The organism is Herbaspirillum sp. WKF16 (assembly GCF_028993615.1).
In the GTDB taxonomy this organism is placed as follows: domain Bacteria; phylum Pseudomonadota; class Gammaproteobacteria; order Burkholderiales; family Burkholderiaceae_D; genus Herbaspirillum.
Genome location: NZ_CP118632.1, coordinates 1954380 through 1967672, shown reverse-complemented (window position 1 = coordinate 1967672; position 13293 = coordinate 1954380). Strand labels below are relative to the sequence as shown.

Here is a 13293-nt window from a genome sequence, read left to right as displayed (position 1 = left end):
ACGGAACGGATTACAGCGACTGCACCAGCGCGCGCGCTGCCAGGTAGCGCGGGTCGGCCTGCAGCGCATCCCAATCCAGGGCCGGCGCCGCCGGCACCAGCGCGGCGCGGCGCGCGGCCGAGGCGGCGTCGGCGCCGCCCTTGAGGCCGGCCAGGATCTGGTCGGCCTTGTCCGGCGAATTGCAGATCAGGGCGACGTCGCAGCCGGCGTCGAGCGCGGCCTGCGCCGCATCCAGCGCGCCGCCGGCGACGCTGGCGCCGTGCATGCTGAGGTCGTCGCTGAAGATCACGCCCTGGAAGGCGAAGCGTCCGCGCAGCATGTCCAGCCACTTCTTCGAGAAGCCGGCCGGCTTCTTGTCGACCTTGGGATAGATCACGTGCGCCGGCATCACCGCCGCCAGGCTCATGCCCAACCAGTCGTAAGGCATGGCGTCGTCGCCGAGGATGGCGTCGAGCTCGCGCTCGTCCACCGGGATGGCGACGTGCGAATCGGCCGCCACGAAGCCGTGACCGGGGAAATGCTTGCCGCAATTGGCCATGCCGGCCAGCGCCAGGCCATGGTTCAGGCTTTTGGCCAGCAACGTGACCACGCGCGGGTCGCGATGGAAGGCGCGGTCGCCGATCACGGTCGACTCGCCGTAGTCCAGGTCCAGCACCGGCGTAAACGAGAGATCAACGCCGCAGGCGCGCAGCTCGGCGGCCAGCACGAAGCCGGTGGCAGTAGCCAGCTTGGTGGCCTGCAGCACATCGTTGTCCCACAGCTGGCCCAGCTTGCCCATGGCCGGCAGGCGCGTGAAGCCGTCGCTGCGGAAGCGCTGTACCCGACCGCCCTCGTGGTCGACCGCGATCAGCACACCCGGGCGCGCGCGGCGGATGCCGGCGGTGAGCTCCTCCAGTTGGGCGCGGTTTTCGTAATTGCGCGCGAACAGGATGACCCCGCCGGTGAGCGGATGTTGGATGCGGGCGATATCGGCCGCATCCAGGCGGGTGCCCACCACGTCCAGCATGACCGGGCCAAGCGGCTTCACGGTGTGACTCATGTCTTCTCCACGATGACGAAGGCCACGGCGTACTCGGCCTCGTCGGTGATCGTGACCTGCGCCGACAGGCCCCGCTGCTCCATCCAGGCCTTCAGGCTACCGCTGCATACCGCCACCGGCTTGCCGCTGGGGTCGTTCAGCACCTGCATGGCGCGCCAGGTCATGGGCATGCGCATGCCCATGCCGATGGCCTTGGAGAAGGCTTCCTTGGCGGCGAAGCGGGTCGCCAGGAAACGCACCCCGCGCGCCTCCACCTTGGCCTTGCGGCGCAGGTATTTCTGCATTTCCTCGGGGCCCAGGATCTTGCCGGCGAAGCGGTCGCCGTAACGCGCCAGCGCGGCTTCCACGCGCGGGATCCTGAGGATGTCGGTGCCGATGCCGTAGATCATGCGTGCGGCCTCAGGCGCGGCCGATGGCGGCCAGGCGCGCCTTGACCATGATCGCCTTCATCTCGGAGACGGCATTGCGCCAGCCGGCGAATACCGCGTGGGCGACCACGGCGTGGCCGATGTTGAGCTCGGCGATCTGCGGAATGGCGGCGATCGCCTGCACATTGGTGTAGTGCAGGCCGTGTCCGGCGTTGACCTTCAGGCCCAGCTTGACGCCTTCCAGCACGCTGGCCTGGATGCGCTCGAGTTCTTCGCGCTGCTCCTTCTCGCTGGTGGCGTCGGCGTAGCGGCCGGTGTGCAGCTCGATGACCGGCGCGCCGGCTTCGGCCGCGGCGCGGATCTGCTGCAGGTCGGGGTCGATGAACAGCGACACGCGCACGCTCTCCTGCTGCAACTGGCGGATCGCCGCCTGCACGTCGGCGAAGTGGCCTGTCACATCCAGGCCGCCCTCGGTGGTCACCTCGGTGCGTTTTTCCGGCACCAGGCAGACGTCCTGCGGCTTGATGGCGCAAGCGAAATCGAGCATCTCGCGCGTCACCGCCGCTTCCAGGTTCATGCGCGTGCGCAGCAGCGGACGGATCGCCTTGACGTCGGCGTCGCGGATGTGGCGGCGGTCTTCGCGCAGGTGCAGCGTGATGACGTCGGCGCCCGCCTCCTCCGCTTCCAGCGCGGCCTTGACCGGGTCGGGATAGGAGGTGCCGCGCGCATTGCGCAGCGTGGCGACGTGGTCGATGTTGATGCCCAGTTCAATCGTCGGGCCGGCAGGATGCAGGAAACTCATGGCGACAGCAATCTTGTTGTTGGGTTCGTCGGGAAATCCGCGTCGGGCGCGGCGGGAAAACGATGCCGGCCGGGCCGGCGGATCAGAGCTGCATCAGATCGATCAGGATCTGACGCGTATTGAGCTGGGCGCCGCCGAGATGGTGGGCCAGCAGGTAGCGCATCAGGAATTTACTCTGCAGCTGGGTGGTCGGGTCGCTGTAGTCTTCGCGCTCCATGTCCAGCAGGGTCTTGCCGGAGACCTTGGGCGCCCGGTCCGACAGGCGCTCCGGACGCGTGCCGACCTCGGGATCGACCACATAGATGAGATCGGGCTGCACCGGCTTGCCGCTGGACGAACAGTGGCTCCAGTTGCCGGCCACGCCGGTCTGCCTGAGCAGGATGCGTTCGAACTGGCGCAGCACGATGGGCGCGTTCTCGCCATGGGCCAGCTTGTTGAGCGTGGACACGTAGTGATCGAACAGCGCCGGGTGCGCGTCCTCGCGGGCCAGCAGCTTGACCAGCAATTCATTGAGGTAGAAGCCGCACAGCAGCGCCGACTTTTCCAGCGGCAGCAAGCCGCCTACCCATTCGGCGCCAGTCAGCGTGCGCACTTCGGAGCGGCCGCTCCAGGACAGCGAAAGCGGCTGGAAGGTCTGCAGCGCGCCGCGCAGCGCCGAATGCGGACGCTTGGCCCCCTTGGCCACCAGCGCCACGCGGCCATGATCGCGCGAGAAGACGTCGACGATCAGGCTGGTTTCCTTGTAGGGATAACTGTGGAGGATGAAACCGGGCTGCGCCAGTACCTTGTGTTCCTTTTCCGGCACGGCGCGGCTGCGCGCGCGAACCGGCTTTTTGGCCTCGCTCCTGGCGGGCGCGGCGACCGTATCGGCCTTGGCCTCAAGCTGGGCCTGGTCGGTACTGAGCTGGGATTCGGAAAGCACGGTAGTCATGGATGTCCGTCCTCAATGCGTTGTGCCGCGGCAGCCTGGCGCGCGGCGAAATGCCGTCGAATATGTCGTGGTGGCGCCGGTCCGGCTCATTCGTAGCCGTACGCGCGCAGGCCGGCCTCGTTGTCGGCCCAACCGGATTTGACCTTGACCCAGATTTCCAGATAGACCGGGCCGCCGAACAGGCGCTCCATGTCCAGCCGCGCCTGGGTCGAAATTTCCTTCAGGCGCGCGCCCTTCTGCCCGATCACCATGGCCTTGTGCATGTCGCGCTCGACCAGGATGGCGGCGAAGACGCGCCGCAGGTTGCCTTCCTGCTCAAACTTCTCGATCAGCACGGTGCTGGTGTATGGCAGTTCTTCGCCGACGAAGCGGAACACCTTTTCGCGCACGATCTCGGAGGCGAGGAATTTCTCGCTGCGGTCGGTGATGTCGTCTTCGTCGAACATCGGCGGATTGTTCGGCAGCAGCTTGCGCACTTCCTCCTGCAGGCTGTCGAGCTGGAAGCGCTGCTTGGCCGACACCGGCACCACGGCGGCAAAGTCATGGTGCGAGGCGACTTCCTGCGCGAACGGCATCAGCGTGGTCTTGTCCTTGTTGCGGTCGGCCTTGTTCATCACCAGGATGCAAGGCACGTTGGCCGGCAGCAGATCCAGCACCTGCTTGTCGGCCGGGCCGAAGGTGCCGGCCTCGATCACGAACAGGATCACATCGGCCGCGGTCAGCGTGTTGGTGACCGTGCGGTTGAGCGTCTTGTTGAGCGCGTTGCTGTGGCGGGTCTGGAAGCCGGGGGTATCGACGTAGACGTACTGCGTGTTGCCGATGGTCTGGATGCCGGTAATCCGGTGACGCGTCGTCTGCGCCTTGCGCGAGGTGATGCTGACCTTGGCGCCGACCAGCACGTTCATCAGGGTGGACTTGCCGACGTTGGGACGCCCCACGATGGCGATGTAGCCGCAGCGATAATCATCGCCCGGCGCCTGTGCCGGCTGCTCGCCGGCCATTGGAGAATCTGTCATGCTGTTCTGGATTGCGAGGCGGCCGGAGCCGCCGATATGGATTCCGCCGCGACCGCGTCACCGCGCTCGCCGCCGTTCTTGCCCTCGCCGCGGGCGGCCGGGGAACGCCCCTGGCCATCCTTCTGCTCCCTGGGCTCTTTCACGGCTTTTTCCTGCTTGTCCGCTTGTTTGTCTGCCTGCTTCTCGACCTGCTTGTCGGACCTGGCCTCGGCCTTTTCCGCGCGCTCGGCCTTATCGACCAGGTCGGTCTTGTCGGCCTTGTCGGCCTTTTCCGCCTTGTCAGTCTTTTCCGCCTTGAGCGGCTTGACGTTGCCGGCCTCGGCGCGGTTGCCGCGGCCGACGCTTTCCTGCTCGGGCGCATCCGGCTGGATGGTGGCGATGCCGGCCAGCTTCAGCTGGGTGGTGCGCGCGCGCGGCTTGCGGCCGGCCGACGGCGTCTTCACCAACGCCAGCTGCACCGCCTCCAGCGCCAGCTTGGCGGCGGCCTGCTCGCCCGCGCGACGGCTGCCGCCGGTGCCGAACACCTGGATCTCCAGCTTGGGCACCAGGCATTCGATCTCGAACTCCTGGTTGTGGGCTGCGCCATGAGTGGCGATCACGTTGTATTGCGGCAGCGGGATCTTCTTGCCTTGCAAAAACTCCTGCAGCAAGGTCTTGGCGTCCTTGCCCAGCGTCTTGGGATCGACGTGCTCCAGCACCGGGATGTACAGCGCGCGGATCACCCCGCGCGCGGCGTCGAAACCGGAATCCAGGAAGATGGCGCCGAACAGCGCCTCCAGCGTGTCGGCCAGGATGGAGGGACGGCGAAAACCGCCCGACTTGAGTTCGCCCTCGCCCAGGCGCAGGAACTGCGAGAGCTCCAGCCGCTGGGCGATTTCATAGAGGGATTGCTGCTTGACCAGGTTGGCGCGCAGGCGCGACAGGTCGCCTTCGTCGATCTTTTCGTAGCGTTCGAACAGCAGGGATGCCACCACGCAGTTCAACACCGAATCGCCGAGGAATTCCAGCCGCTCGTTATGCAAGGCGCTATGGCTACGGTGCGTCAGGGCCTGCTGCAGCAAAGAAGCGTCCCTGAAGTTGTGGCCTAGCCGATGTTGCAAGAGTTGAGGATCCATTTTCTCATCCGTCATTCAGGACGCCGCCCCGGTGCGCGCCACCTGCAAACAACATGCGCGCAATCTCGGGCAAGCAGCCAGCCTGATCAGTCAGCGGGATCGGTTCAAAGCAAAGCTGAAAACTGCTCCGGTCTGCCTCCACAACGCAAAAATGCCAAATGGAAACTTCTTAACCAGGATGGGGGCGCCGTTGCTGTTACTGGAAGCCGCCGATCCGCTTCAAATTGCCAAGGTTCATCCAGACGAAGAATGCCTTGCCGACAATGTTCTGGTCCGGAACGAAGCCCCAGTAGCGGCTATCCAGGCTGTTGTCCCGGTTGTCGCCCATCATGAAGTATTCGCCCTGCGGCACCGTGCAGGCAAAGCCTTCGGCGTTGTAGGTGCACAGCTCGTGATGCGGGAAGGCATCGGGGTTGGGCACGAAGTTCGGAGCACGCTCATCGGTGAGGATCTTGTGCTCGACGCCGGTCAGGTTTTCCTGCCACTGCTTATAGTACGTCAGATTCTCGTCATCCAGATAATCCGGCAGCGCTTTATAAGAAATTTCTTCACCATTAACGGTTAAGCGCTTGTTTTTATAGACTATTTTATCACCAGGCACGCCAACAACACGCTTGATGTAGTCCACCGTCAGATCCTTGGGATACTTGAAGACCATGACGTCGCCGCGCTGCGGATTGTTCACTTCGACGATCTTCTTGTTGATGATCGGCAGGCGGATGCCGTAGGTGTACTTGTTCACCAGGATCAGGTCGCCCACCAGCAGCGTCGGCACCATCGAGCTCGATGGAATCTTGAACGGCTCGTAGAGGAAGGAGCGCAGGAAGAACACCAGCGCGATCACCGGGAAGAAGCTGCCCGAGTATTCGATCCAGGCCGGCTGCTTGGTCAGCTTGGCTTCGAGCTCGGCGCGCTTGCCGGGCATGCTGCCGTCACGCTCGATGCCTTCGGCCTTGTCGCGCGCGACGCGGGCGTCGAACTCCGCCAGCGCGGCGTCGGCGCGGGCGCGGCGCTGCTTGGAAAGAAAGAAGGTATCGGCAAACCAGACCACGCCGGTCACCAACATCAGGACGAACAGAATCAGTGCGAAGTTGCCCAACAATGCCTGCATGTTATTTCTCTTCCACTTGTAAGATTGCCAGGAACGCTTCCTGCGGGATTTCCACCGAACCGACCTGCTTCATGCGCTTCTTGCCGGCCTTCTGCTTCTCGAGCAGCTTTCGCTTGCGGGAGATGTCGCCGCCGTAGCACTTGGCCAGCACGTTCTTGCGCATCGCCTTGACGTTCTCGCGCGAGATGATGGTGGCGCCGATGGCGGCCTGGATCGCCACGTCGAACATCTGGCGCGGGATCAATTCGCGCATCTTGGCCGCCACCGCGCGACCGCGGAACTGGGCCGCGGCGCGGTGCACGATGATGGCCAGCGCGTCGACCTTCTCGCTGTTGATCAGCATGTCGACCTTGACCACGTCGGCGGCGCGGTATTCCTTGAACTCGTAGTCCATCGACGCATAGCCGCGCGAGGTGGATTTCAGGCGATCGAAGAAGTCCAGCACGATTTCGGCCATCGGCATTTCGTAGGTCAGCTGCACCTGCTTGCCGTGGTAGCTCATGTTGATCTGGACGCCGCGCTTCTGCGTGCACAGCGTGATGACCGAACCGACGTATTCCTGCGGCATGTACAGGTTGACCGTGACGATGGGTTCGCGCACTTCCTCGATCTTGGAGACTTCCGGCATCTTCGACGGGTTGTCCACCATCAGCAGGGTGCCGTCGCGCTGCTGAACCTCGTACACCACGGTCGGCGCGGTGGTGATCAGGTCCATGTCGAACTCGCGCTCCAGGCGCTCCTGCACGATTTCCATGTGCAGCAGACCGAGGAAACCGCAGCGGAAGCCGAAGCCCAGCGCCTGCGAGACTTCCGGCTCATACATCAGCGCGGCGTCGTTGAGCTTGAGTTTTTCCAGCGAGTCGCGCAGCGCGTCGTATTGGTTGGCTTCCACCGGGAACAGGCCGGCGAACACCTGCGGCTGCACTTCCTTGAAGCCGGGCAGCGGCGCCGGCGCCGGCTTGCCGGCCAGGGTCACGGTGTCGCCCACCTTGGCCGATTTCAGTTCCTTGATGCCGGCGATCACGAAGCCGACCTGGCCGGCGGTGAGCTCGTCGCGCGCCTGCGACTTGGGCGTGAACACGCCGATGCTTTCGGTCAAGTGCTGGGCGCCGGTGGCCATGAACAGGATCTTGTCCTTGGGGCGCAGGGTGCCGTTGACGATGCGCACCAGCATCACCACGCCGACGTAGTTGTCGAACCAGGAGTCGATGATCAGGGCCTGCAACGGCGCATCCGGATCGCCCTTGGGCGCCGGCACCTTGGCGACGATGGCCTCCAGCACGTCTTCCACGCCCAGGCCGGTCTTGGCCGAGCATGGCGTGGCGTCCGAGGCGTCGATGCCGATCACTTCCTCGATCTCGCTCTTGGCGTTGTCGGGGTCGGCCGACGGCAGGTCGATCTTGTTCAAGACCGGCACCACTTCCACGCCCAGGTCCAGCGCGGTATAGCAGTTGGCCACCGTCTGCGCTTCCACGCCTTGGGAGGCGTCCACCACCAACAGCGCGCCTTCGCAAGCGGACAGCGAACGGCTGACTTCATAGCTGAAGTCGACGTGCCCCGGGGTGTCGATCAGGTTGAGGTTGTAGGTCTGGCCATCCTTGGCCTTGTATTGCAAGGCCGCAGTCTGGGCCTTGATGGTGATGCCGCGCTCGCGTTCGATATCCATCGAATCCAGCACCTGGGCTTCCATCTCGCGGTTGGAGAGGCCCCCGCACAACTGGATGATGCGGTCGGCCAGCGTGGACTTGCCGTGGTCGATGTGGGCGATGATCGAGAAATTACGGATATTGTTCATTAACAGACAGGAAACGATGAAAAAAGGCGCTCATAGCGGGAGAAGCCCCGGCCGAGCGCCTTAGCTTTGCAGCAGCTTGTTCGACCCGACATTTTACCGGATTTCAGAGGGAGAAGCCCGCTTTTCCGGCGCTGCGACACCGCCGCGGCGCGCATTGCAGGCATCTTGCGCATGCCATCGATATTGACAAAAATGCAACTTCGCCTGCGACCGGCCCGCATCTCATCCGGATGATGCCCCCTCGCCCGACGTCGCCGCCAGGAATGCCGCCAATCTCCCGGCGTCGAGGTGATAGTGGCATAACCTGACCGCCGGCTCCCGGTTGCGAAATCCGAGCAACACCGGCACCAGTTCGTCGTACTGCTCGACCAGCGCCGGATCGGCGTCTACGTCCACCATCTCGATCGAGGCCGCGACCTCCCCGAGTGCGGCGCGCAGGGCGTCGCGCATGTCGTCGCACAGGTGGCAGTAGCTGCGCGAATAAATAATGAAGCGAAGCGTATCGCCGTCGTCGAGCATTTCAGACATCCTCACACCTGCCCATGAAAAAGGCTGCACCCCGCAGGGAGTGCAGCCTTGCACCAGACCATGCCGGCCGCCGATCCAACAGGATCAGTTACCGCCGCTGCCCGGGCGCAACGGCACGAACTGCGAGGAGTCGCCGCGGCGCACCAGCACCGCCGCGCGCTTCTTAGGATCGAGCTTGGCGACCAGCTGGGCGAATTGCTTGCCGTCCTTGACGTCCACTTCGTTGACCCGCTGGATCACATCGCCCTGGCGGATGCCGGCCGCGGCAGCCGCGCCGCTGGCGGCCTCGACCAGCACGCCATTGTCGACCTTGAGTTCCTTCTTCTGCGCATCCGACAGGTCGCTCACGACCAGGCCCAGCGAATTGGGCGTGTTGTCGGGCTTGGCCTTCTTGTCTTCGGCCTGCTTGGGCTTGTCGGCCTCCAGCTCCACCACGGTCACGGAGAGGTCGCGCGCGCTGCCCTTGCGCCAGACGGTGACGGTCGCCTTGGACCCCGGCTTGGTAGCGCCCACCATGCGCGGCAGGTCGCTCGGGCGCTCGATGGCCGCGCCGTTGTACTTCTGGATGATGTCGCCTGCTTCCAGGCCGGCCTTAGCGGCCGGGCCGTCAGGCTCGACCCGCTGCACCAGTGCGCCTTGCGCGCGCGCCAGGCCCAGCGATTCGGCCACATCCTTGGTGACTTCGCCGATCTGCACGCCGATGCGTCCGCGCGTCACGCGTCCGCTGGCCTTCAACTGGTCGGCCACGCGCAGCGCCTCGTCGATCGGCACCGCGAAGGAGATGCCCATGAAGCCGCCGGAACGGCTGTAGATCTGGGAGTTGATGCCGATCACCTCGCCCTTCAGGTTGATCAGCGGACCGCCCGAGTTGCCGGGGTTGACGGCGACATCGGTCTGGATCAGCGGCAGGTAGTCGCCGGTGTCGCGCGCCTTGGCCGAGACGATGCCGGCGGTCACGGTGTTTTCCAGGCCGAAGGGCGAGCCGATCGCCAGCACCCACTCGCCGGCGCGGATCTTATCGGAGTCGCCCATGGTCAGGCGCGGCAGGTTGCTGCCGTCGATCTTCAGCACGGCGACGTCGGTGCGGGTGTCGGAGCCGACGATCTTGGCCTTGAATTCGCGCTTGTCGGTCAGCGTCACGTAGACCTCGCTGGCGCCCTCCACCACGTGGGCATTGGTCAGGATGATGCCGTCGGCCGAGATGATGAAGCCCGAGCCCACGCCGCGCGGCACTTCTTCCTGCTGGCCCTGGCCGCCCTGCTTGCCGTTGCCGCGCGGGGTGCCCGGCTGCTGCTGGCGCGGAACCGGAATGCCGAAGAAGCGGCGGAAGAACTCCTGCATTTCAGGATCGTCCATGCCGCCCTGGCCCTGGGCATTCTGCCGCACGCGCTCGGTGGTGCGGATGTTGACCACGCCGGGACCGGTGCGGTCGACGATATCGGCAAAATCGGGCAATGCCGCCACCGCGGGAGAAACCACGGGAGGCGCGGCCAGCACGGCCGGCGCCACGGCAAAAACGGAGGCTGCCAGCAGGGAGCCGGCGATGGTGCTCTTCAGCGAAGTCATTGCGACACTCTCTTTTTTGATTACTTGGTTTTCAGCTCGATGGAATCGGAAACCTGCCGGATCGCGGCTGCCGGCACTTCACCCACGACCGTCAGCCAGTAATCCCCCTGGCGACGTCCGACGATGTTCATTGCTCCTTGCTGGACCGCACCCTCGTTGCGGTTCTGGCTGCCGGGTTCGATGAAGACGGAAATGGCGGCCAGGCCGTCGGAAAACACGATCTGCGACACCTCGCGCTCTGCGGGCCGGTTCTGCGCCGGCGCGGCGCCGGCAGGCGCGCTATCGGAGATCAGGCGGCGCACTTCCTGGATCTTGCGAAATCCCGGCGGCGGCGAAACGCTCCAGGACGACAGGTCGACCTGGCTCATGGCGGCCCGTTCGATCCGCCAGCCATGGGTATCCGCATAAGTGGGACGCACGCGCGAACGATCGATGGGGCCGATCTCGACCTGGGTGAAGGAAATCTGCTCGACCACTTCGCCGCGGCCGTCCAGGGTCTGGGCGCGCAGCAGCAGCCCGGTCTGCTTGTCGGCCCAGAAGCGGTAGCCGTAGCGCAGCTTGTCCTTGGGTTGCAGCACGATGGCCTGGCAGTCGCGCCCGGCCACCCGCTCCTGCGGCCCCATGCTCAGGTTGTAGTGGCTGGCCAGGTCTTCGGGACTGGCGCCGACAATGGAGGGAAAAACGTCGCGCGTGACGCGCTTTTCGATCAGCACGGTCTTGGCGTCCGGCATGTAGCACGCCACGTCGTCGTCGTTGCGAAGGTATTCGCGTGGCTTGCCGTCGAGCACCTCCAGCTTCTCCAGTTCGTTCTTGCCGGCCAGGATGTGCGTGATGCGCGACGTGCGCATCTGGTTGGCTTGCTGGTAGACGAACGTGCCGGAATAACTGAGCCGCTGGGCGGCGGACTGCAGTCTTTTCAACTGCGCCTGCGCGGCGGTGGATGATTCGGTGGAAGAAACGGCGGGCGCACCATCAGCCGCCTGGGCCGATGGTGCTTGAAACGCAAGAAGGAGGGAAAGCAGTCCGAGCAGATGCCCCGTTCGCCGCATATTATTTGTCTGCGTCAACAGAGAATGCGGCCGAACGCGCGTACTGCGCCGAGCTGTAGGAAGGCGAGAAGCGCTGGTGCGCGAACAGGTAGTCGTCGATGCGCGGATCGCGCTTGACCTCACCCTGCTGCGCCAGCGTGCTCAGTTGCGTGACGTTCTGCGCGCCGGAGGCGTCACCGCCCCTGGCCGAAACCGACGCGATCGCCGAGGGTACGGCCACTGGCGCCGAGGCAACCTGCGCCATCGGCGCGGCGATCTTGGCGTCCGCAGTCACGACCGCCTGCTGCGGCATGGCGACGAACACCGCAGCCACCGCAGCAGCCGCAGCAGCGGCTCCCGGCAACAGGAAGCGTCCCAGCAAGCGGGGACGCTGGGCGCGGTGATCGCCGTTGGCGGCGGCCGGCTGCACGACGGCGGCGGGACTTGCAGCCTCGACGGGCGCCTGGGGCGCCACGATAGTGGGCTCCGCGTCCAGCAAGGCGCTCATCCTGGCCGAGAATCCGGCGCTCAGCGGCGCCCCCATCTCTTCCGAGCGCAGCACGTCGCCGATCTGGTGATAGGTTTCCCAGGCTTCGCCGGCGTCCTTTGACGAACGCAGCGCCGCAAGGGCAATAGTGGTTTCTTCAGAGCCCAGCTCGCCATCGGCAAGCGCAGAGATCTGTTCCTTGGTTGTTACGTTGGTATCCATAAGCAGTCACCCGGCAAAAATCTTAGTTCCATACCCGCTTTGTTATTTTGCTTTTTTATCAACAACTTTGCAGCGATATCACCAGCGCTTGTCAGCAGCCGTGTCCAGCAAGGGACGCAGCTTTTCGGCAATTGCTTCCCGGGCGCGGAAAATACGGCTGCGCACGGTGCCGATGGGACAATCCATCGCCTCTGCAATTTCGTCGTAGCTCAACCCCTCGATCTCGCGCAACGTAATGGCAGTACGTAATTCTTCCGGCAAAGCTTCCATCGCTACGTTGACCGTTTGGGCAATCTGCTTGGTGGCCAACATCGACTCCGGAGTGTTGATGTCCCTCAGATGGTCTCCATCGTCAAAAGTTTCAGCTTCTTCAGCATCTGCTTCTGTCGATGTGGGAGCCCGCCTGCCCATGGTAACCAGATAGTTCTTGGCGGTATTGATGCCGATGCGATAAAGCCAGGTGTAAAAAGCCGAGTCGCCGCGGAATTGCGGCAGCGCGCGGTAGGCCTTGATAAAGGCTTCCTGCACCACGTCCTCGGCCTCGGCCTGGTCGCGCACGAGCCGCGACACCAGGCGCATCAGCTTGCGTTGATACTTGACTACCAATAGCTCGAACGCCTTCTTGTCGCCACGCTGGACGCGCTCAACAAGCTGCTGGTCTATTTCGCGTTCTGTCGTCAAACCGGGTTCCTTGTTTTTTTATCGCCGTGTTGTTCTGTCGTCATTGCCTCAGGGCAGATGCATCCGCCCCGGCAATTTTTCAAGCTCGCCGGGGTTATTTTTCGAGCATCCGGGCCTTGGCCGTATTGTGACTGATCAGCCAGCGGCACGCCACGGACAACGCCCGGAAAGTATCTTCTGAGACCGAATCCGAAAGAATCGGGATGGTGCGGGTCTGGCCGTTTTCGAGGCGCAGGCGCAGAAACAGCATGCCAGGCCAGATGGTGGTGCCGGCCAGCAATTGCGCCAGCCCGGCCTTCATGACCTGGGGCTTGCCGCGGAAAGCGCCGCTGGCGAGGTGCTCCACCACGCGGATCTGCCCGGTACCGGAAATATGCAGCCAGACGGTCTTGCGCTCACGCAAGACCAGGAAAAGCGCGACGGCCGCCGCTACGACGCAAACCGCCGCCAGGATGCCGCGCGCCAGCCAGGACAGCGGCCCCGGCATGAGCAGGCATGCGAAGACGCCGATCAGGGCCACGCACATGCATGCGAAACCCATGATCAGCAAAAGCAGGCGGGAAGGTTTGATATCCGCAGAGACTGCTATCGACATAAGATGCCA

14 protein-coding genes are annotated in these 13293 nt (G+C 64.3%); all 14 read right to left on the bottom strand.

Annotated elements, in window-relative coordinates; all coding sequences use genetic code 11:
• Positions 1–10: 10 nt before the first annotated feature.
• Entirely contained in the window at positions 11–1039 is a 1029-nt protein-coding gene (nagZ, locus tag Herbaro_RS08835) for a beta-N-acetylhexosaminidase (protein ID WP_275013449.1), read from the bottom strand.
• Complete coding sequence (acpS, locus tag Herbaro_RS08830; RefSeq protein WP_275013448.1) at positions 1036–1428, bottom strand: holo-ACP synthase; 393 nt, start codon at positions 1426–1428, stop codon at positions 1036–1038. Before acpS ends, nagZ begins: the two co-directional genes overlap by 4 nt.
• A gap of 10 nt (positions 1429–1438) precedes the next feature.
• Positions 1439–2209 carry a pyridoxine 5'-phosphate synthase gene (gene pdxJ / locus Herbaro_RS08825; protein ID WP_275013447.1) on the bottom strand — a complete coding sequence of 257 codons (771 nt, stop codon included), beginning with the start codon at positions 2207–2209 and terminating at the stop codon, positions 1439–1441.
• Between the two features lie 82 nt (positions 2210–2291).
• A complete protein-coding gene (gene recO / locus Herbaro_RS08820; protein ID WP_275013446.1) occupies positions 2292–3140 on the bottom strand; it encodes a DNA repair protein RecO in 849 nt (282 codons plus the stop codon).
• Between the two features lie 86 nt (positions 3141–3226).
• Positions 3227–4156 carry a GTPase Era gene (era, locus tag Herbaro_RS08815; protein WP_275013445.1) on the bottom strand — a complete coding sequence of 310 codons (930 nt, stop codon included), beginning with the start codon at positions 4154–4156 and terminating at the stop codon, positions 3227–3229.
• Positions 4153–5271 (bottom strand): ribonuclease III, encoded by a 1119-nt coding sequence (gene rnc / locus Herbaro_RS08810; RefSeq protein WP_275013444.1) that lies wholly within the window; start codon positions 5269–5271, stop codon positions 4153–4155. Before rnc ends, era begins: the two co-directional genes overlap by 4 nt.
• Before the next feature lie 196 nt (positions 5272–5467).
• Positions 5468–6382, bottom strand: coding sequence for a signal peptidase I (gene lepB, locus Herbaro_RS08805; protein WP_275013443.1), 915 nt, complete (start codon positions 6380–6382; stop codon positions 5468–5470).
• A 1-nt stretch (position 6383) separates the two neighbouring features.
• Entirely contained in the window at positions 6384–8177 is a 1794-nt protein-coding gene (gene lepA, locus Herbaro_RS08800) for a translation elongation factor 4 (RefSeq protein WP_275013442.1), read from the bottom strand.
• A gap of 222 nt (positions 8178–8399) precedes the next feature.
• Complete coding sequence (locus Herbaro_RS08795; protein WP_275013441.1) at positions 8400–8696, bottom strand: glutaredoxin family protein; 297 nt, start codon at positions 8694–8696, stop codon at positions 8400–8402.
• 93 nt (positions 8697–8789) lie between these two features.
• Complete coding sequence (locus tag Herbaro_RS08790) at positions 8790–10271, bottom strand: DegQ family serine endoprotease (RefSeq protein WP_275013440.1); 1482 nt, start codon at positions 10269–10271, stop codon at positions 8790–8792.
• A gap of 20 nt (positions 10272–10291) precedes the next feature.
• Positions 10292–11320, bottom strand: a complete 1029-nt coding sequence (locus Herbaro_RS08785) for a MucB/RseB family sigma factor regulatory protein (RefSeq protein ID WP_275013439.1) — start codon at positions 11318–11320, stop codon at positions 10292–10294.
• Position 11321: 1 nt separating this feature from the next.
• Positions 11322–12008, bottom strand: a complete 687-nt coding sequence (locus tag Herbaro_RS08780; RefSeq protein ID WP_275013438.1) for a sigma-E factor negative regulatory protein — start codon at positions 12006–12008, stop codon at positions 11322–11324.
• Between the two features lie 78 nt (positions 12009–12086).
• Positions 12087–12689, bottom strand: a complete 603-nt coding sequence (gene rpoE, locus Herbaro_RS08775) for an RNA polymerase sigma factor RpoE (protein ID WP_275013437.1) — start codon at positions 12687–12689, stop codon at positions 12087–12089.
• 94 nt (positions 12690–12783) lie between these two features.
• A complete protein-coding gene (locus tag Herbaro_RS08770) occupies positions 12784–13284 on the bottom strand; it encodes a protein YgfX (RefSeq protein ID WP_275013436.1) in 501 nt (166 codons plus the stop codon).
• Positions 13285–13293: the final 9 nt, after the last annotated feature.